The 20,113-nt window shown below is 71.2% G+C and carries 15 protein-coding genes; 7 read left to right on the top strand and 8 right to left on the bottom strand.

What is annotated here, in order from left to right:
* The first annotated feature begins 339 nt into the window (after nucleotides 1–339).
* The gene (locus tag WMF22_RS36985) at nucleotides 340–831 is read left to right on the top strand and encodes a hypothetical protein (RefSeq protein ID WP_438032810.1); all 492 of its coding nucleotides are present in this window, start codon (nucleotides 340–342) and stop codon (nucleotides 829–831) included.
* Nucleotides 832–889: 58 nt separating this feature from the next.
* Here WMF22_RS36985 and WMF22_RS36980 read toward each other — a convergent pair whose 3' ends face one another.
* The 3 genes from WMF22_RS36980 to WMF22_RS36970 are packed head-to-tail and all read right to left on the bottom strand — an operon-like array spanning nucleotide 890 to nucleotide 3,229.
* Entirely contained in the window at nucleotides 890–1,462 is a 573-nt protein-coding gene (locus WMF22_RS36980; RefSeq protein WP_438032809.1) for a hypothetical protein, read from the bottom strand.
* Nucleotides 1,437–2,522, bottom strand: coding sequence for a hypothetical protein (locus WMF22_RS36975; RefSeq protein WP_438032808.1), 1,086 nt, complete (start codon nucleotides 2,520–2,522; stop codon nucleotides 1,437–1,439). Before WMF22_RS36975 ends, WMF22_RS36980 begins: the two co-directional genes overlap by 26 nt.
* A 32-nt stretch (nucleotides 2,523–2,554) precedes the next feature.
* On the bottom strand, nucleotides 2,555–3,229 hold the full coding sequence (locus WMF22_RS36970) for a hypothetical protein (RefSeq protein WP_438032807.1): 675 nt from the start codon (nucleotides 3,227–3,229) through the stop codon (nucleotides 2,555–2,557).
* Between the two features lie 753 nt (nucleotides 3,230–3,982).
* Between WMF22_RS36970 and WMF22_RS36965 the strand changes: the two genes are divergently transcribed.
* The 5 genes from WMF22_RS36965 to WMF22_RS36945 all read left to right on the top strand — a co-directional run bounded on the left by WMF22_RS36965 (nucleotide 3,983) and on the right by WMF22_RS36945 (nucleotide 12,558).
* Entirely contained in the window at nucleotides 3,983–5,014 is a 1,032-nt protein-coding gene (locus WMF22_RS36965) for a hypothetical protein (RefSeq protein ID WP_438032806.1), read from the top strand.
* A 116-nt stretch (nucleotides 5,015–5,130) separates the two neighbouring features.
* Nucleotides 5,131–5,730, top strand: coding sequence for a hypothetical protein (locus WMF22_RS36960; protein ID WP_438032805.1), 600 nt, complete (start codon nucleotides 5,131–5,133; stop codon nucleotides 5,728–5,730).
* A 90-nt stretch (nucleotides 5,731–5,820) separates the two neighbouring features.
* Entirely contained in the window at nucleotides 5,821–8,556 is a 2,736-nt protein-coding gene (locus tag WMF22_RS36955; protein ID WP_438032804.1) for an ATP-binding protein, read from the top strand.
* A gap of 126 nt (nucleotides 8,557–8,682) precedes the next feature.
* Nucleotides 8,683–10,377: a hypothetical protein gene (locus WMF22_RS36950; RefSeq protein ID WP_438032803.1), complete on the top strand. Its 1,695-nt coding sequence runs from the start codon at nucleotides 8,683–8,685 to the stop codon at nucleotides 10,375–10,377.
* Between the two features lie 936 nt (nucleotides 10,378–11,313).
* Nucleotides 11,314–12,558 carry a hypothetical protein gene (locus WMF22_RS36945; protein WP_438032802.1) on the top strand — a complete coding sequence of 415 codons (1,245 nt, stop codon included), beginning with the start codon at nucleotides 11,314–11,316 and terminating at the stop codon, nucleotides 12,556–12,558.
* A gap of 201 nt (nucleotides 12,559–12,759) precedes the next feature.
* On the opposite strand, the gene WMF22_RS36940 is transcribed toward WMF22_RS36945, so the two are convergent.
* Entirely contained in the window at nucleotides 12,760–14,361 is a 1,602-nt protein-coding gene (locus WMF22_RS36940) for an ATP-dependent DNA ligase (protein WP_437294629.1), read from the bottom strand.
* Nucleotides 14,362–15,134: 773 nt separating this feature from the next.
* On the opposite strand from WMF22_RS36940, the gene WMF22_RS36935 reads away from it, so the two are divergent.
* Nucleotides 15,135–16,172, top strand: a complete 1,038-nt coding sequence (locus WMF22_RS36935) for a D-alanine--D-alanine ligase (protein ID WP_437710644.1) — start codon at nucleotides 15,135–15,137, stop codon at nucleotides 16,170–16,172.
* Between the two features lie 181 nt (nucleotides 16,173–16,353).
* Here the strand turns inward: WMF22_RS36935 and WMF22_RS36930 are convergent, their stop codons facing one another.
* The 4 genes from WMF22_RS36930 to WMF22_RS36915 form a co-directional block, all read right to left on the bottom strand.
* Nucleotides 16,354–17,004, bottom strand: a complete 651-nt coding sequence (locus tag WMF22_RS36930; RefSeq protein WP_438032801.1) for a hypothetical protein — start codon at nucleotides 17,002–17,004, stop codon at nucleotides 16,354–16,356.
* Between the two features lie 144 nt (nucleotides 17,005–17,148).
* Entirely contained in the window at nucleotides 17,149–17,799 is a 651-nt protein-coding gene (locus WMF22_RS36925) for a hypothetical protein (protein WP_438032800.1), read from the bottom strand.
* 580 nt (nucleotides 17,800–18,379) lie between these two features.
* Nucleotides 18,380–19,006, bottom strand: coding sequence for a glutathione S-transferase family protein (locus WMF22_RS36920; protein ID WP_438032799.1), 627 nt, complete (start codon nucleotides 19,004–19,006; stop codon nucleotides 18,380–18,382).
* A gap of 452 nt (nucleotides 19,007–19,458) precedes the next feature.
* The gene (locus WMF22_RS36915) at nucleotides 19,459–19,932 is read right to left on the bottom strand and encodes an ATP-binding protein (protein WP_438032798.1); all 474 of its coding nucleotides are present in this window, start codon (nucleotides 19,930–19,932) and stop codon (nucleotides 19,459–19,461) included.
* Between the last annotated feature and the right edge of the window lie 181 nt (nucleotides 19,933–20,113).

Genomic DNA, 20,113 nt, shown 5'->3' with positions numbered 1-20,113 from the left:
CGAGGGATACCCAGCCGTGTGGCTCTGGAAGGGTGCGCAGAACGAGGCGCACGACTGCGCGGAAGATACGGATGTCCTATGGGACGGATGGCAGAAAGATACCTCTACCGCGTCGGAGTCGCCGACGTTCGCACGTGCTTGTGCCGGCGTTGTTCGAAGCGATATTCCGGAGGGCTATACGCTCTGTGTGATCCCCAGCCTGGTGGACGATGTCTGCTGGGAGGGATACGAGGACAGAACAACGTATGTTGAAGAGGATGGAGAAGAACACGAGATGTGCTGCACCCCCAGGGGGACGCCGCCGACGGTGACCGCTCAAAGCTACGACGGATGCACGACATGAGCGATGGGGGCGCTGGTGTCCTCAGGCGTGCTTGCCGGCTCCTGTTCTGGGGTGCCGTCAGCGCCTCGAGCAGCGGGTGCATCCCCGATCCCGAGGTTGCGGGGAAGGTCACCGTCTCACGGGGCGGCGAAGCGCTGGTGATCGACACCGGCGACGACGGCACGAGGGCCGTGGACGCAAGCGACGATGTTTCAGGGTGGTGCATCGTGCGCGATCAAGGTGAGCTGAGCGTGGCGGTCGCGAAGGATGGCGCGCCGCTTTCCTTCTTCGACGTGATGGACGAGCCCGGCTCGCCTCACACATCCGCGAAGATCGACGGAGAACTGTACCAGGGGGCTTGCGAGATCATCATCGAGGGTCTGCAAGATGACCCGTACGAGGCCGACGTGTCGGCGGGGCCGTGCGACCTGATCCGGCTCTTCGACGGTGCAAAGGCGCGCCTGGAGACGGCGGTATTTCACGTCGCGGACTGCAGCGGGGCCGATTAGGCGGACGGGCTCTCCCGGGGCTATTGCGCCAGCGGTGGCGTCCGTTGGCGGCGGTTGACTACCAGAAGATTCGACCCGCTGCCGCCGGCTCCACGCTGACGCCGGACCACGCGAGCGTCCTGACGAAGCGGACGCCGCACGTCGCCACGATCGCCACATGCTGTGTCGATAGATAGGCCGCGCCGGCCTCCATGGCCGGGAAGAATCCAAGATAACGCAGGCACAACCCCCATGCGTTGCACACAGGGATGCGCCCGAAGTCGAGCCGCGCCGCGAGCTCGAAGGACACCGGCGCACGGAACGGCCTGCCCCGGACGGCCGCGGTGGGCCCGGTCAGCACGCCGAGCCAGCGCGCGTCGCCGCCCAGGCCGAAGAGGCCCACGTCGGCGCCGATGCCGATGTCCACGGCGTTGCGGACGGGCCATCGGCGCAAGCCGGTGACCGACGGCATGATGCCGCCCGTTGCGCGCGTGGCACGCGACCCCAGCACGACGTAGGTCGCCTTGACGTCGATCTCCCAGCGTGGCGGCGCGCTCTCTTCCGCCCGCGCGACCGCAGGCAGGAGCGACAGCGCGACGAGCCCGGCGCGCGACCCCGTTCGAGCGCTACCTGCCCATCGCCGGCGGACCATCGTCGGCCTGCGCCTTCCTTCGAGCGGCGCGGACCGCCGTGAGCCAGTGCGCCCGGTCGGGGTTGCTGTCCCACGGTGGGGCGTCCCGGTAGAGCGCATCCCAGTATTCCCATACTGCTGCCTCGGCCGTCGCCTGCTCGCTCTCGCCCTCGGGCGCGTCCTCGACACGGTCCACGAGAGAGTACCAGGGTTCCTTGGCGAAGGTGTCCACGCTACGCCACGGTCCAGCAGGCCCGCTGCCGAAGCGTCCATCGCTGCTCTGGAGATAACCTTCATAGGCGCTCTGCGCCAGGGCACTTCGCCGACGGTTGTTGACCCACAGCATGCACGTTTCGCGGTACAGCGCTGCCCAGAGGCGGTCCTCCTCCGGCACGTCATCTCGCCATGCGCTCGCATACAGCGCTCTCCGCTCCTGCGTGCGTGCCGCAAGCTCCTTCGGATCGTCCGGAACCGGCAGCGCTCTGAGGGCCCGCTCGCTCGCGGCGCTCGGACCGGGAAGCGCGGGCGCCCCGATCTCCCAGGTCGCAGGAGGCTCCAGCATCGGGGGGATGGGCCTCGTTAGCGTCCTCGGCCTTCCGCGACGTCCGATCCGAAAGCCCCTCTGGAAGGCGCGGAGCGCGTCGACTCGGTGCTCCTGGGCCGTCTCGTCGGAGGTGAGCGTCTGCCAGAGATAGGTCTTGTGGAGGCGCGACATCGGGTCGACCGCAGCAGGCTCGCTTGCGCCGGGGCGCTCTTTCTTGAAACCCTCTAGCATGGCGAAGAACGCGCTCTGAACGGCTTCCAGCAGCATGGGCCAGGGCGACGCGGGCTCTCCGCCGAAGCGGCCATGGCGGCTCCGGAGATACACCGCACTCGCTTTGTGGTCCATGTCAGCGTGTCCAGAATCGTCAATCCACGTGCTGAATTTCTTGCGATACGGCTCTGCCCATGCGCGGTCTTCCTCGGGCAGGCTATCATCCCACGCTTCGGCGCACAGCTGGCCGAGATTCTCGAGGTGCCACTTCCAGAGATCGGGGCTCTTGGTCGTAAACAGGCCGTATCCGTAGCCTGCCTCCTGCACTGCGAGTCTTCCAGGGAGCTTCGCCAGCCACCTCATGGCCGATCTCCCGGCTGTCCGCCCGTCGGGTCCGTGGGCTGTCCGCCTGTCGGGTCCGTCGGCCCGGGCGGGCAGCCCCACCCCGGTCCAACGCCGAGCGGGCAGAGGAGAGGGACGAGCCGAGGAAAGGCCCATCCAGGAGGCGGCGCGGGTAGCGCGATCAAGGTATTGATGATGTCGTCTATGTCGACCGCGTCGGGGTCCGTCAGCTCGGCCGGTCCCTTCTCAGGGTCGTAGCGGAAATCCCACACGAATCGGCACTCGACGATCGCCCCACCGGGGATCGGTAGACTGTTCTCGAGGTCGGTTTTTCTGAGTTGACGCTGCAGCGCTTCCCATTCGTCCTTGCACATTAGGTAATTTACCAAGAAAGGTCGCTTGATGAGACAGTCGCGCATATCGTCGACAATAAACGACGGTTCTTGGTCAGCCCAGTTGGTCCACTGACCGCCTGCCTGGTAGCGGCACTGGATTTTGCCCATTTGATCCCCCGGTGGCCTGCCTTTGAGCCAGTTGATCGCCGCCGAGTTCATCCCCAACAGCCTGAGCCTCGATATTTCGTCGAGCGGCATTGACGCGATCTGGTGTCTCAGCTCGTCGCGATCGCTGGGATCCACGATGGAGCAGCCGCAGGCAAACACGACGAGCAGAACGCCGCGCCGATGGTTCATCGGTTCCCCCCTTGATTCACCGATCCACGTATCCGTAGACGGTGGCCGACCTTACTAGCGGTCGCCGCCGCCGGTCAAGCCGCGACCGACCACCTGGAGGACGGTGATCGGCGCCCAAGCGCCGCCGCTGACCGGGGCCTCGCCTTCGAAGCAGTGGGAGTGACGGTGCCGAACAATTTGCCCAACATCGCTGGGTCGAGGAAGCCCGTCCGAGCCGCCCTTCACCAGCAGCGCATAGTTGCGCCGTTCTTTCGAGCGCGGCTCCGCGAACACTCGCGCCGCTCGACCGGGGTTGAGAGGGCACGAGCTCGGCGCCGTCCACCGCGGAACTCCGGCATCTCTCCGATGCGGGTCTCGACTAAAATATGACCCCATGGGCATTTTTCATCGGTCCGGTCTCTGACGATATCGTCCCAGGCGCAAGCGTCGGGTTTGGGGCGGTGACGCCGCTCTGGCGCGGGGGTGAAGCGCGGTCCTCTCTCTCGCCCGTGCGAGCTCGCTCGAGACCAGCGATGCCCGCAGGTACGCATCGGGAAGGCGCGGCGCGGGGACTGGACGCGCGCATGGCTTGATGCTCACCGCCTCTCCATGGAATCTTGCGCGCGAGCAACCCACCGATCCGACAGGCGGTGAGCCAGGGGATCATCCATGAAGCTGAAAACGTCGCGCGTGTGGTTCTTTATGCGGCGCAACGATGTCGAGGCGGGCACGGCGAGTCACCTATTTTCGCCCCAGGATGCCTTGGGTCGGAACATGGACCTCGAGACCCTGGGCAGGCTGTGCGCCGAAGCATGGCACGACGACCTGCCCGAGGCGGACCGCGCATGGGCCGAGGCGCATCGCGAGAAATTCGGGAGGTGGGTCGACGATTCGCGGCCCGAGGCCATCCGCCCGAGGGTGGATGCGGGCTCTCCCGAGAGCCTCACGGGCAGGTTCGACAAGGAGCCTGCTCCGCCGTGGCCGATGCTGCTCGAAGCCGTCAAGAGCGCGTTTTTTACCTTCGTCGTGGACTTCGGGCAGACGGTCGCGGGTGAGGGCGAGGGCGCGACGGGCGATCCGGCCGCGCGCCTCCACCGGACGTCCGTATGGCGGGCGCTGACGGTCGACGACGCCCCCGAGGTGGACCGGCCCTCGGCGCTCCGCGCCTTTCGGAGGGGGTTTCGGCGCGGGCGCCGCGGGCTCCCGAGCTCCATGACGAGGCCCATCCCTCAGAGGCTGGAGCCTGCGCGGTTCTGGCCGATGAATACGCTGCTCCGCCTCCCCGGGCCGAGCGCGGCGCGCAACCGAGCCCTCTGGGACGCGTCGAGTCACTGCACGGATACCAAGGAGTACCGGGCGCTCCAGCAGGAGCTGCGCGATCTCTATGCGAGCGCCTGGCGAGATGACGTACCGGAGGAGGACCGCGAATGGGCCGAGTCCTACCGGCACTCCTGCGTGGACGAGGTCAACCGTCGCCGGCGAGACGCCGTGGCCCAGAGCGCGTACGAGGGCTATCTCCAGAGCAGCGACGGGCTCTTCGACGGAGAGCCCGCAAGGCCGTGGTCGAACCTGAGAGGCTACGACTCGGACCCATGGCGTGCTCTCGTGGATGCCGTCGAGGACGCGCCCGAAGGCGAGAGCGAGCTCGCGACCGCCGAGGCGGCAGCGCGCGAATTCTGGGACTCGCTCTACCGGGAGGCCCCGCCGTGGGACAGCGACCCGGCCAAGGAGCACTGGCTCGCGGCGGTCCGCGCCGCGCGACGAAAGGGGCTGTCCAGCGATGCTCCGCCGGACGGAGGGGCGTAGCGCTCACGGGCTCCCGTTTGCCTTTGGCACGGAACTGCCGCTCCCTCCGCCCCGGGTCTCGACTAAAATAAGACCCCATGCGCTTTTTTCATCGCTCCGGTGGGATCGTTTTCTTCATGAAGAGCGCTCGCACGCTCGCGCGCGCCGCCGGGGTGCTCGGCGCCGTGCTCTGCGCGGGGTGCGCTGCAGACCCCGAGGCCCCGCCGCCCGAGATCTCGGTCGGTACGGTCGACGGCACGGACGCCGTGCTCGCCCTCGTGCGCGGCGAGGGAACGGTCACGCTGTACGTCTGCGGCGGCGTGAGCAGCTACGCGACCATGACCCGGTGGTTCGAGGGACCCGAGGACCCGAGCGGCGCGTTCTCGCTCGCGAGCGACGGGTGGACGGCCACCGCCGATCCGGGCGGCGAATCCGGCCGGCTGCGCACGCCGGAGGGCGCGGAGCTCGCCTTTCGCGCGCGCCCCGCGGCGCTCGACCGCATCGAGGGCCTCTACGCGGCGGTCGACGGCGGATGCCGCACCGGCGCTGTCGTCTTCACGCCCGACGACGCCGAGGCGCCAGCGCTCCAGGGCACCTGGTGCGGCGCCGGCGATCTCTATGCCCAGGTGACGCCGATCCGCCCGCTGTCGGTGCTCGATCGGCGCGGGATCGAGGTGCAGGTCGAGCTCAGCGGCGCACGGAAGAAGCTGCTCGTGACCCCGCTCGTGCGACCCTGAGCCCCGCCACGCCTCCGCCGTCCCGCCGCAGCTCCGCCGTCCGCCCGCTCTGGCGTTGAATCCAGCCCCCGTCCGATCGAAGGTCGGCCCATGGCGGACGCAGCCCGGTCGCGGAGGCGGCACCTTGCCCTGCCCGCGTCGCGCTTCATCGGCCGGGAGGGCGAGCTCGTCGCGATCGCCGAGCTGTTCCGGCGCGGCGAACGGCTCGTCACCCTCTGGGGCCCGGCCGGCATGGGCAAGACGCGGCTCGCCCTGGAGCTCGCCAGCCGCTGGGCCGAGGCGCACGCCGGCGAGGCCGTGTGGCTCTGCGAGCTCACCGCGTGCCGCGACCTGCGCGCCGTCTGCGGCGCGGTCGCGCGCGCGATCGGGGCGCAGGTCGCGGCAGGGCGCCGGGAAGCGACGCTCGTCGAGCGGATCGGCCGCGCCCTCGCGACCGAGGGGCCGGCGCTGCTCGTGCTCGACAACCTGGAGCACGTGCTCGAGCAGGCCGCGCCGGCCCTCGACGCGTGGGTGCGCGCGGCGCCCGAGCTCCGCTTCCTCGCGACGTCGCGCGAGCGCACCCGCCTGGCGGGGGAGATCAGCTACGAGCTCGGCTCCCTCGGCCTCCCCGCGGAGGGCTCGACCGAGCGCACCGCGGCCGTGGCGCTCTTCCTCGATCGCGCGGCGGCCCACCGCGCTTCCGCGCCGCCGCCGCCGCCCGGCGGCGAGCACCTCGCCGATGTCGCCGCGCTGGTGCGGCGGCTCGAGGGCATCCCGCTCGCGATCGAGCTCGCGGCGGCGCGCGAGGGCGTGCTCGGCGTGCGCGGCCTGCTCGCGCGGCTCGGGAGCCGGCTCGACCTGCTCGCGGGCGCGGCGCGCGGCAGGGAGGCGCGGCAGGCGACGCTGCGCGGCGCGATCGAGTGGTCGTGGGACCTCCTCGACGACCGCGAGCGACGGGCGCTCGCCTGCTGCTCCGCCTTCCACGGGCCGTTCACGCTCGCGGCGGCCGCCGCCGTCCTCGTGGAGCCCGACGCGGCCGCGATCGATCGGATCGAGGCGCTGCGCGACAAGTCGCTGCTCCGCGCGGCGCCCCCGAGGAGCGACGGGGCGACGCGCTTCGCGCTCTACGAGGTGGTGCGAGAGCTCGCCGCCGAGAAGCTCGCCGAGCGCGGGGAGCGCGAGGCCGCGATCGAGCGGCACGCGGCGTTCTACCTGGCCGCCGGCGAGGCCGCGGCCGCGGACTTCGAGCGGCGCGGCGCGCTCGACGCGCTCAACCGCATCGCCGGCGATCTGGAGGAGCTGCTCGCCGTCGCCGAGGGCGCGCTCGCCCTGGCGACGGCGCCCCGCGCCGGCGCCGAGGCGGCGGCCGAGCGCGCGCTGCGGGCGCTCTGCGCCGTCGAGCCGGTGCTCAGCACCCGGGGGCCGTTCGGGGCGCAGCTCGAGCTGCTCGACCGCGCGCTCGCGGCGGCCGAGGCGCTCGCGGCCGATCCGCGCGTCGTGGCCCGCGCGCTCGCGGCGCGGGGGCGCGCGCGGCGGCTCCGAGGGCAGGCGGAGGCCGCGCTCGAGGACCTCGAGCGCGCCCGCGCGCAGGCGGCGGCGCTCGGCGCAGAGGCGCTCCTCTCGGGGATCCTCGCGGATCTCGGCGTGCTCCACCACGGCCGGCGCGACATGGAGCGCGCGCGCGACCACTACACGCAGGCGCTCGCGCTCCACCGCGCCCTCGGCGACCGCCGCGCCGAGGGGCGGGTGCTCGGCAACCTCGGGGCGCTCCACCACGACGAGCGCCGCGAGGGCGAGGCCGCCGCCTACTACGCGCAGGCGATCGCGATGGCGGCGGAGATCGGCGACGGCCGGATGGAGGGCATCTTCTCGACGAACGCCGGCCTGCTCGAGCAGGAGCGCGGGGCGCCCGCGCAGGCGCGGCGGCGCTACGAGCGCGCCGCCGCGATCCTCGGCGAGGTGGGCGACCTCCGGCTGCTCGCGATCACGCTCGGCAACCTCGGCGCGCTCCACCACGAGGAGGGGCGCCTCCCCGACGCGCGCGCGTGCCACGGCCGCGCGGTGGGGCTGCTCCGCGAGGTGGGGGACCGCCGCTCCGAGGGGATCGCCCTCTGCCGCCTCGGGGCGGCGCTCGCGTCGGTCGGCGAGGTGGAGGAGGCGCGGCGCGCGATCGAGCCCGCGGAGCGGCTGCTCGCGCAGCTCGGGGACGAGCCCGACGTGGAGCTCGCGCGGGTGGCGTCCGGCTTCGTCGACCTCGCGCTCGCCCAGGCGGCGCGCCGCGCGGGGCGGGGGGAGGAAGCGGCGGCGCACGCGGGCGAGGCGCGGCGCAGGATCGGGCGCGCCCGGGAGGGATCGCCGTCGAGCGCGAGCCGATCCGACGACGTGCGGCTGCTGCTCCGGATCCTGGAGCGCAGCCTGGCGGCGCTGGGCGGCCTGCCCGAGGCGCGGGCGGAGGGCGAGCTCCTCCTGACCGAGGGGGCGCGCTTCGTCCGCCCGCCGGGCGGCGGCTGGCACGACCTGCGCGAGCGCCACGCGGCGCGGCGCCTGCTGCACGCGCTGGCCGAGCAGCAGCGGTCTGCGCCCGGCCGAGGGCTCTCCCTGGCCGCGCTGAAGGAGGCGGGGTGGCCCGGCGAGCGGATCTTGCCGGACGCGGCGGCGAACCGGATCTACGTGGCGATGAACCAGCTGCGGAAGCTCGGGATGAAGCCGTGGCTCCGGAGAGACGCAGACGGGTACTCGCTGGATCCAGCGCTGCCGGTCCACTACGTCGCGGTGGAGCCGGCCGCGGGGGGAGGGGGCGAGTCGCGCGGGGGGGAGACGGGCGAGGGCGGGGGGGAGCGGCGGTAGGGGGCCTGCAGAATGGATGGGAGAGCAAGGGCGGGGGAGCCGCGGGAGGGCGCGCGAGTCGGTTTAAGGGGGGATTAAGGGGTGGTCCTGCGGCGGGGACGTAGCCTGTTCGGCGGAGGTCGCGCCATGCGTATCATCGCTTCTGCTCTGCTGCTCTTTGCCCCTGCCATCACCCTCGCCGCGTGCGGTGAGATCCGTGTGCTCGATCCGGAGGTCGATTCGAGCAGCGCCCCAGGCGCGGGATCGGGAGGATCCAGCGGCGATGGCGTGGGGGCCGCAGGCGCGGGTGGCGGCGGGAGCGCGGGTGGCGGCGGGAGCGCGGGTGGCGGCGGGAGCGCGGGTGGCGGCGGGAGCGCGGGTGGCGGAGGCGCGGGTGGCGGCGGGGGCGCGGGTGGCGGCGGGGGCGCGGGTGGCGGCGGGGGCGCGGGTGGCGGAGGCGCGGGTGGCGGCGGGGGCGCGGGTGGCGGCGGGGGCGCGGGTGGCGGCGGGGGCGCGGGTGGCGGCGGGGGATCGCCGCTAGCGGAGGCCTGGCACCAGCAGATTTCGGGACCCGGGACGGAGGAGGCCACGGCCCTCGCGATCGATAGCGAGGCAAACGTCGTCCTGGCCGGCTGGTCGGGGGGAGCAGCCGATTTCGGCGCCGGCGCCACGCCGCTCGTCGGCGACGCGGACATCTTCGTCGCCACGTATGCAGACGACGGCGCCTTGCGCTGGGTCCGGCGCTTCGGCGGCGGCAGCCGCGTGATGGCCACGGGGGTCGCGGTCGACGGAAACGACGGCATCGCCGTCATCGGCCACTACGCGAACGGTCCGCTCCAGGCCGGCGACCTCGTCCTGGAAGAGCTGGAACGAGACGACCCGAGGACCTCCTCGAGCGACATCTTCGTGCTCGCGCTCGATCGGGACGGCGCCCCGCGCTGGATGCACCGCCTGGGCGGCGGCGGCTTCGACTTCGGAGGCCGCGTGGCCGTCGGTCCCGGAAACAACGTCAGTGTCGCCGCTCAAGCCGGGGGCCGCCTTACCCTCGCCAGGTTCGCCGCCGACGGGACGACCCGCTTCGCGACGGACGTGGGAAACCTGAGCGGATCCATCACGTACGCGATCAGCGGGATGGCCGTGGATCTCCACGGCGACATCCTCGTCGCAGGGACTTTCTCTGGTGACGCCGACCTCGGCGGGGGCTCCACCACCGGGCTGAGAGGCGCTCAGGCCTGGGTGGCGAAGTACTCGGGGGAGGACGGCGCCCACCTCTGGTCGAGGCACTTCGGCGCCCCCCAAGACAGTAGTGAGATCAGCGGCGACGTGGCGAAGGCGCTGATCGTGGACGAGCACGGCGACGTGCTGATCGCCGGCCAGTTCGCGCGGGGCGCCGATCTCGGGGAGGGGCGAATCGACGGTATACGGGGCAATTTCCTCATGAAGCTCGCCGGCGAGGACGGCGCGATCCGCTGGGTGAACGCGCTCCCGGGCGCACAGTACTTCGGCTCGACCAGCCTCTCGTTCGCGCCCGACGGCAGGGTCGCGCTCATCATCTCGCTCGCGCCACCCTTCGACTCCTTCGACCTCGGCGGCGGCTCGGTGAACACGCGGGGAACCTACATCGCCACCTACGAGCCAGGCACCGGGGCGTTCGTCGCGCAGCGTCGGATCGTCGAGCTCGGCGAGGAGTTCGGGAACATCAGCCTCGCCGCCTCCGTGCTCGACGCGAAAGGACACCTGTCGTTCGTGACGAGCTTCAGTTTCTCCGGGCCGACCGGCTTCGGCGTCCTTGAGAGCGAGGGCTGGGCGACCGACATCCTCCTCGCGCACGTGCCCCTCTGAGACGACATATCCTGCTGCGCGGCGCTGGCGCTCCGCTGCGCGGTTCAGGCGCCGCTGCGGCCCGGCACTGGCGCTCTGCTGCGCGGGCCCGGCGTTCTCCTGCGCGGCCTCCGCACCCCTCCTGCGCGCCCCTGGCGCCCTTACTGCGCGGGCCCGGCGTTCTCCTGCGCGGCCTCCGCACCCCTCCTGCGCGCCCCTGGCGCCCTTGCTGCGCGGGCCCGGCGTTCTCCTGCGCGGCCTCCGCACCCCTCCTGCGCGCCCTCTTGTGTGTCCTCTGTTACGATCGCGCGGGTCCTGCGCGGCTCCGCCGCCCCTCCCGCGCGCCCTCTTATGTGTCCTCTGTTACGATCGCGCGGGTTCTGCGCGGCCCCGCCGCCCCTCCTGCGCCGCGTCAGCGCCCTCCTGCGCGTCCGACGTGCCCTCCTGCGCACCCCCATCCCGCCCGGCGAACACGCTCTCCGCGGGCCTGCGGAATGGATGAGAGAGCAAGGGCGATGGCGCCGCGGGAGGGGCGCGCGAATCGCTTTAAGATGGGATTAAGGGGCGATCCTCGAGCGGGGACGTAGCCTGCTGCGCGGAGGTCACGCCATGCGCATTATCGCTTCTGTTCTGTTGATCCTTGTCCCTGCCATCCTCCTCGCCGGATGCGGTGAGGGGGAGGGCCGTGACGCCGATCCAGCCGTCAATTCGAGCGGCGCTTATAGCGCTGGATCGGGAGGATCCGGCGGTGACGGTGTGGGGGGTTGGGGCGGCGGTCCGGGGCAGGGCGGTGGTCCGGGTGAGGGCGGCGGTCCGGGTGAGGGCGGTGGCCCGAGTGAGGGCGGTGGCCCGAGTGAGGGCGGCGGTCCGAGTGAGGGCGGCGGTGGAGCAGAGCCGTCCGGCGAGCCGGTGGAATGCGCGAAACCACCCCACTTCGCGGCTGGCAAGCAGCCGGTGGTGTTCCTCCACGTGGCTCCCGGAGGGACGGACGCCGCGGGCTGCGGGACGGAGGAGGCGCCGTGCTCGACCGTCGCCGCGGCCGTGAGCGCGGCGACTCCGGGGACGGCGGTGCGGATCCACGCCGGCACGTACGAGCCCGAACAGATCAGCGACGTCGCCGGCACCGCCGAGGCGCCGATCTGGATCGGCGGTGCGCCGGGGGAGGAGCGGCCGGTATTCGCCGGTGGGACCCCGATCCTGCACTTCTCGCGGCTGCGCCACGTGGTGGTGCACGACCTCGAGCTCGCTCATATCGCACCTTCGGGAGAGGATATCCCCGCGTTCATCGTCGATGACGGCGAGGTGTACGCCGATCCGACGGCGACGCAATTCGTCGCCGTCGAGCGCGTGTCAGTGCGCGACGTCGACACATATAACGCCGCGGCTGTGCGCTTGGCCGGGGTCCACGACTTCTGGCTGCTGGACAGCGAGATCGTCGCCCTGGACACGTCTGACGGGCTCGAGATCATCGGCTCGCACCGCGGCGTGGTCGCCGGCAACGCGGTCAACGGGACGAGCGGCGCCGCCGTCGTGCTCGGGGGCGGAAGCTCGGACGTCGAGATCCGCAACAATCGCATCTTCGATACCATCGGGGGCTACGGGGTCAGGCTCGGCACGATCGTGTCGCCCGAGGAGTTTCGCCCGCCGCTCGTGCCGGGGGTCGACAACATCGAGGTGCAGGACGTACGCGTGCTCGGAAACCTGATCGTGGCGCCCGGCGTGGGGGTCTCTTTCAACGGCTGTGTGGGGTGCCTGGTCGCCAACAACACCATCGTGTTCCCGAACCACAGCCTGCTGTCGTACTTCCGCGGGATGGCGGACGAGCTCGGAGGGTACGTGTTCCGGACGACGGAGGACAATCGCTTCGTCAACAACATCACGTACTATCGCCGCAGCGACGTCGGGGCGGTGGAATTTATCCCGTCCTCCACGCCGTTCCCGACGCTGATGACGAATTCATTGCAAACGAACCTATGGTACGCCGTCGACGATCCGAAGGCGTCGAGTCCGGTCGGGTCGCCGCTGACGGAGGAAGGCTCGATCGCGGGGATCGATCCGGGGTTCGTCGACGTCGCCGGCGGGGATGTTCACCTCAAGCCGGACAGCCCCGCCGTGAGCAGCGGGACGCCGCTCGCGGCGCTGTCGACCGATCTCGACGGAGCTTGCTTCGACGACCCACCTTCGCGCGGCGCGCTTCAATAGCAGCAAGGGCGAACCTCGCCCGCAGACGATCGAGAGCCCTCAGAAACGATGGGAGGCGCGGTTCCCCGGAGGCGCCGGGTACGGACGCGAAAGGACACCTGATGACCGTGATGAGCCTCACCGAGGCACAGGAGCGTGAGGGCTGGCTCGGCTTCCTCCTCGCGCGCCTGCCGCTCTGAGACGGACGGCTCGCCTCGAGCGTCACCCGTCCTCCTCCAGCTCCTCTCCTCCACCCTCCGCCTGCCCCTTCTCGGCAGCCTCTCGCGCGAGCGCACCCGCATGAATCGCCCGCACCTCGTCGATCGTGCTGGCCTCCCCTGCAGCCTTGTCAGGCCGGTATCTCCTCACCCGCGCAGACCGCAGCGCGACCCCCCCAGGGTACCGCGGACTCGCCTGCACGCCGTCGAAGGCGACCTCGACGACGATCTCCGGCCGCACGTACACCGTGTCTGCGTCGCGGCCGATCTCGAGCTCCAGCAGCCGCTGCGTCTGCCACGCGAGCACCTCGTCGCTCATGCCCTTGAACGTCTTGCCGAGCAGGACGAAGCCCCCGGCCGCGGGATCGCGCGCCCCGAGGTGGAGGTTGCTGAGCAGCCCCCGGCGCCGGCCGGTCCCCCAGTCGGCCGCGAGCACCACCAGGTCGAGGGTGCGCGCCCGCTTCACCTTGAGCCACGAGCCGCGGCGCCGCCCCGCCTCGTAGGGCGCGGCGAGCGACTTGGCGATCACGCCCTCATGGCCGCGGGCGAGCGCGTCGGCGAAGAACGCCTCGGCCTCGGCCGCCGTCGGCAGCTCGATGCGCGGGACCCGCAGCGACCGGTCGAGCACCTGCCGGAGCGCGGCCGTGCGCTCGCTGCCGGGCCGGTCGAGCAGATCCTCGCCGTCGAGGTGCAGCACGTCGAAGAACAGGGCGCGCAGCGGCAGCTCGGCGCGCAGCGCGGCCGCGTCGTGCGCGCGGCCGAAGCGGCGCATCGTGACCTGGAACGGATGCGGCCCGCCGTCCGCACGAAAGGTGAGCGCCTCGCCGTCGAGCACGACCGAGCGGACCGGGAGCGCCCGGACGATCTCGACAATCTCGGGGACCGCCTTCGTCACCGGGCCGAGGCCGCGGCTGAAGACGCGCACCTCGTCGCCGGCCTTGTGCGCCTGCACGCGCACGCCGTCGAGCTTCCACTCCAGCGCCATCGCGCGGAGCTCGCTCAGCGCCGTCGCGACGTCCTCGGCCGACTGCGCCAGCATCGGCTGCACGGGGCGGAGCAGCTGCAGCGAGAAGCGCTGGAGGCCGAGCGCCCCCTCGAGGAGCGCGGTCTTGGCCACCTCCGCCGCGTCGCCGGCCAGCATCACCGCGCGCCGCAGCGAGGCCGGCGGCACCCGCGCCGCGCGCGCCACCGCGTCGACCATGACCGGCTCGAGCCTCTCCTGGCGGAGCTCGCCGGCGAGGAGCCGCGCGAAGAAGTCGCGCTCGCGATCGGTGGCGCGCGCGAACAGCCCCGCCAGCGCCGCGCGGCGCTCCCCTCCGGCCCCCGGCCCCGAGGCGCGCGCGATCTCCGTGAAGACCGCGTCGGCGTCCCCCAGGGTGAGCGCAGGCTGCGCGACGGAGGGAGAGGCCCGGCGGGCCTCGGCGAACACCGAAGGCCCGAGGCCGAGCCGCCCCTGGCGCAGCCGACCGGTGAGCCAGTCGACGCCGATCTGCACCTCCGCGGGCGAGAGGCGGCGCAGGAGCGCGGCGAACGCGCCGATCTTCTCGACACGGCGAGAGAGCGCGGCGACACGCTCGGTGGTGGCGACAAGGTCGGAAACGAGCACGCGGGCAACCCTACCCTGGCACCTCGAGAGCTCACGCTCGACGGGTCTTTTGACGAGGCCGCTGCAGGTGTCCTCCGCAACCGAGCCGGGGAACTCCGCAGGATCGAACCTGGCCCATGGGCGCCAAGTGTTCTCCGCATGGGCCGAGACAGCCTACCAAAGGGTGTAACGCGCCGGAGCAGAAAAGCGCTCTCCCGCGCCGGAATGACGGTCACTCCCGCTTGCAACCACTTGCGGGGAGGGGCGAAGAATTATCATGTCATCTGCAGGCGAGTGCCTCGCTCGGTCGCCGCCGGCGCCGCGAGCAGGCGAGAGCGCGGTCGCCTTTCAGAGGATCTCGCGCGCCGGATCTCGGGTGCTGCGCCGTCGATTCGCCAGGTGCGAAGCGCCCGACGCGCCTGCGCCGCCGCGCGGGGGGGAGAGCGCGCGCGGAGCTGCCCCGCCGTGGCCGCGGACTGCCGAATACGCCGCGAGATGGCCCCAGCCGCGCCCGTCTCCCTCGACGGCGTGATCGCTCCGTTTAGTTGACCTCCGCCGCCGGCCTTGATACCGGGTTGGCGGTCGGCACGCCGTGGGCAGGTGAACACGGCGGGCGGGCGCGGTTTTCCTCAACCACAGCTCAGGAATAGCGCCCTCCGCTGACAAGGCCGCGGATTTTGGCCTTGGGAGCAGCTGGCTTGATTTTTGCGCAGCACCTCTCCGGCAGCTGGACTGTACTGGAAGGAGCTGACGTGGTGTTGGTGTCCGCACGGGAAGGCGACGGAGGTTCTTCGATGGTGGAGCGGCAAGTCCGGAAGCGGGTGGGCGTCGTGATGGGCGGCTCGTCGGGTGAGCGCGACGTGTCCCTGCGCTCGGGCGCGGCCGTCGCCGAGGCGCTCGAGGCCCGCGGGTACGATGTCGTGCGGATCACACTCGGGGACAGGTTCGGCGCGGAGCTCTGCGCGACGCTGCAGCGCGCGCGGCTCGACGCGGCGTTCCTGGCACTGCACGGACGTCTCGGTGAGGACGGGTGCGTGCAAGGCGTCCTGGAGCTCGCCCAGATTCCGTACACCGGGTCGAGCGTGCTCGGGAGCGCCCTTGCGATGGACAAGCTGAAGGCCAAGGAGATGTTCCGGCTGCACAACGTGCCGACGCCTCCCTACTACACTGTGGGTGCGAATCAGGACCTCGAGGAGCTCGATGCCGTCCATGGCTCGTTCGGGTTCCCCGTCATCGTCAAGCCGCGCGGCGAGGGGTCGAGCCTCGGCGTGACCAAGGTCGGGTCGCTCGAGGAGCTGAAGTCGGCGCTCGCGCTGGCGTTCGAGTTCGACGACGCCGCCATCGTGGAGCGGTTCGTGGCGGGGACCGAGGTCAACGTGGGGATCCTGGACGGGAAGGTCCTTGGCGCGATCGAGATCGTCCCGAAGAAGGGGCTCTATGACTACGAGGCCAAGTACACGCCGGGCATGACCGAGTACCACATGCCGGCGCGCCTCCCGCCGACCCGCTACCGCGGCGTCCTGAACCTGGCGGAGCGGGCGGCCCAGGCGCTCGGGTGCACGGGCGCGGTGCGGGTGGACCTGCTGGTGACCGGCGGAGAGAACGAGTACGTGCTCGAGGTGAACACCCTGCCTGGCATGACCCAGACAAGCCTCCTGCCGAAGATCGCGGAGGCCGCAGGCTACGAGTTCGGCGACCTGTGCGAGGCCATCCTGGCGAGCGCCAGGCTGCACCAGCCGGTGCGGCGCCGCGCGCCCGCCGCCTCGGAGCTGCGGCTCAGCGAGCGGGGACAGGCCGAGAAGCGGCTGCGCCTCGTGAAGTCGGCGATCTGAAGCGCCCGCTCGAATTTTTCGGGAAAATTCACAGGGAGGCGAGGAGACGGGGAGTAAAATCCCGCCGATCTCCCCGTCTCCCTGTTCAATTTCCGCAATCACAGCGAGGACTCCTCGCCGCGTCTGGCGCTGCACCCGACCTCGGCCGCCTGGCTCGGTCCGCCCTGCCCCGGGACAGGCGCTAAGGCACGCGCTTCATCGTGATGAAGTCGGTCGCCATGCCCTCGACGATGGGCTTGAGCTTGAACACGTCGCCTTCACAGCGGTACTCGAAGAGGGTTCCGGGGCGGTCCATGCCTGAAAAGGCGTTGGTCGCGGGCACGGGCATGTCGCGGCCGCCGAGCGTGGCCTTGGTCTCGACGCGCAGCCCGCTCATGTCGGCGCGCGTCGTCTTCCAGCGGCCAGGGCCCGCGGGCTCGTAATCCGCGCTGGAGCGGCCGTTCATCTTGAGCGTGATCCTCAGGGCCATCCCGGCCGTGGGCGCCTCGAATACGTTCTCGACGCCGCCCTCGCTCGTCTCGCACACGTAGCTGCCACGCTCGTTGCCGTTGAACGTGCAGATGTACTTCCCGCGCTCGCTGACGACGCGCGCGCCCGACGAGCTGCGCGCCAGCGTCTCGAGGAACATATCGGCATAGTCGTATTCCCACTTGCCCGCCGGGCAGCTCGCCGCCGGCGCCGCGGCGGACGCGCCGCTCGGGGCAGGCGCAGCCGGCGCGGCCGCGGCGGTCGCGCCTGCGGACGCAGGCGTGCTCGCGGACTCGGAGCGGTCACAGGCTGCGAGCGCAGCGATCGACACCACGGTGAAGGGGAGCAGGTGAGGACGTGCCATGCAGCGAGAGTACGCGTCCAGGCGCGCAGTTGCACGCATCCTCCCCGGCGGGGGCGTGTTGTCCTCGATGTAGGCCCCGAGCCCGTCGCGGTGGGGAGCCGCTCGAGACGCTGAAAGAGCGAGGTGCCGGCCGGCGCCTCGTCGTCACGCTGGAAGCGAGCCGAAGAGCGACGCCCATACGGCGCGCGTCCGGACCGTCAGCGCGCTGCCCGCCGGCACCTCGATGGCGTCGTCGGAGACGAGCACCTTGGCGTAAATCGCCTCGTACACCCGCTTCACCTCACCCGGCCGGACCATGTCGCGATCGTGAGCCGGCATGATCCCGACCAGCGTGTATCTCTGCCGTTCGGCCAGGACCTGCTGATGGGGTGATTTCAACGTCGCGAAGTAGAACGCGAGCTCTGCTCCGATCGCGCGCCCGAGCCTCTCGAGCAGCATGGGGCCGAGGAGCGCGAGGGACGCGCCGCGATGCGCCGGAGCGATCGCGCCCATCCGGCAGGTGATGGTCCTCGCGCTCGGGTTCTTCTCGAAGGTGGTCATCGCCACGATGGCGCCCTGGTGCTTCGCGACGATAGGGAGGATCGGCCGGTCCTCGGCGACGTCCGCGAGCATCGTCTGCTCGTAGTAGAACTCCGGCGTCAGGTGGCATGACTCGGCGCCGACGACGATGTCCGGGTACCACCCGCGGAGGTCCTCCACCAGCGCGGGGACATCGGCTCGCCGGAGCTGCACCAGCTCGTAGCCGCTCGGTGCCTTCGTCTCATTGAGCGTGGCGCGCGCTCCATCCCAGTTCATGTGACATGCCCCTCGGTCAAGTGAGCCGTTCGTTGTTGAAGGAGATACGATTCCGGCTGGACCCAGCCGGCCACGCGAGCGCCCCGCGCCTGTCGAGCTCTTCCCTCGCGCCGGAGCTGCCCCGCGGGTAGAAGCGCGGGCGCGATGCGGAGTCAAGCGCCTCGCCCGGCCGCGGTCCCGGCGCGCCGGTTCGCGGGAGGGCGCCCGCGTGCGATGCACCGCCGCTTCGATGAGCTCCGAGAGCGAATCCGTCGGCGCAGGCCGGCCGTTCACCGCCGCCGAGCTCGACGCCTGCCTGAAGGCGATCGAGTCCCTGGTCGCCGATGGCGCGCTGCTCGCGTCGGCCAGCGCGGAGGCCTGGGTCGCCGTGCTCCCGGCCGTGCTCCCGCGCAGGGGACACCGGCGCCAGGTGTGCGCCACCGGAGGACGAGCAGCTGTTCGCTGCGGAGCCGCTGACCCACAACGACGGCGGGAGCGGGCGCCCTCGCCCACGGGAAAGTCGAGGCGCGCACCTTGCTGGCTTTGCTCTGGATTCAAAAGGCGCTCTGCTCGGAGCCCGGGTGGCGCGGGCGAAGGCGACCTACCTGGCCGCGAGGCTCGCCACGGCCTGTGCGATACGCGGCGCTGCGTTGGGGCGGGCGTACATTCGCTCCATGTAAGAGATAAGTTTGGGGCAATCGCCCAGCAGCTTGACCTCGTTTCCCCAGTCGAGCGTGTAGGCGAGCACGAAGTCGGCGACGGTGACGCCGTCGCCCACAACGAATTGGCGGCCCTGCATGTGCCCCTCGAGCACCGCGGCCATCTCTTTGAACTCGCGGCCGGCGAGGTCGACCTCGGCAGGCAGGCGCAGCGCCTCGGGGTAGATCGACGTGTGCCTGACGATGCGCTGGAGCGGCTGCTCGAGTTCGGTCACGGTGAACAAAAGCCAGCGGTCGACCTCGGCCCGCTGCCGTAGATCGGTGGGCAAAAGGCGCTTTTGCGGGTACTTCTCCGCGAGATAGAGCGCGATCGCCACAGACTCGGTGACCACGAAGTCTCCGTCGACGAGCGCGGGCACCTTGCCGGCGGGGTTGATCTTGCGAAATTCGGGGCGGTTATGATCGCCCGTGACGAGGTTGACTTCGATGGCTTCGAAGTCGACCCCCAGCTCTTGCAGCGTCCAGCGGGCACGAATTGATCGGGTCGGTGCAAATTCGTACAGTTTCATCGTCGGTGCTCCCGTCGAGGTGGGTGCCCCATGCTTCGAGGCACGTTCCCCTTGAGACCGGGTCGGCGGCGAAAACTCATCGGTCGCCCTCGTTTTTTTGACGCGGCCCTGCCTGCCCTCAGCCGGGCAGCAGCGCCGGCGCGCCGTAGCGCTCGAGCTCGCCCGCCGGCAACCATGAAGACGTAAATGGCCGCCACCCCCCGGGCGAGAGCGACGGCGCATGCAGCCCGATGGGGCGGAAGGCGCGGTCGCTCTCGCCCGGTAGACCACGAAGGCCGGCGCCCCGTTGGCACGCACGGGCAGAAGGCGCAGCCGGTCTGCTCCGCCGCAAGGCTTGTGCGCGGCGAAGCTCACGATGGCCTCGCGCCCGCGTACCAGGTTGGCAGGGGTGGCATGGTCAAGAAGGCGTCGTCGCGCAGCACGGCCGCGAGCAGCGTCAGATCGTTGGCCTCCTACGCTTGCACATAGCGCGCGAGCAGCTCGGCCGCCTCACTGTCGGGCGGCTGCCTGGGCGCCTCGCGCGCGAGAGGGGCCTCTGTCTCGAACGTCGCCCGGGCGGTCATGCCGATGACGATCACGTTCTGCTTGGCGCGCTCCCACTGGCAGGTGCCGAGCGCGCGCGCAACGGACTTGTCGAGGCCGCGGGCGGGGTCGCACCACAGGTCCTCCACGCAGGCCTGCATGCCGAGCTTCGCGTCCTTGATGCGCCGGCCGATGCGGCGATTCTCGCGCTCGGTCCATTCGCGATCGACCAGGTAGGGCCTGTCCCCCGACGGCTCCGCCGCCATCGCCTGCTGGTATTCGGCCCACAACAGCTGCCGCGTCACGCCGGCGCGCCGCAGTTCCATGTGCACCCAGTTGAGATCGATCGGCGCCCGGGCGGCCGGCTCTTTCCCGCCGACGCACCGGAACAGGCGCTGCTCCACCTCGGCGTCGCCCGCGCCAGGTACTCGCCCACCGTGCTGCGCGCGATGCCCACCGCCGCCGCGATCTGCCGCTCGCTCCGACCGAGCTCATGCTGAAACCGCAGAACCTCCCGCACTTTTCGCATCGAATGCCGCTCCGGCTGGCCCGGGGCGACGCTGCCGCCCTCGCCGACGTGGGCGC

The sequence above is a fragment of the Sorangium sp. So ce204 genome, assembly GCF_051526795.1.
GTDB lineage: Bacteria > Myxococcota_A > Polyangia > Polyangiales > Polyangiaceae > Sorangium > Sorangium cellulosum_B.
The sequence above is the reverse complement of the archived record's forward strand: the minus strand, read 5'-3'. Positions and strand labels throughout refer to the sequence as shown.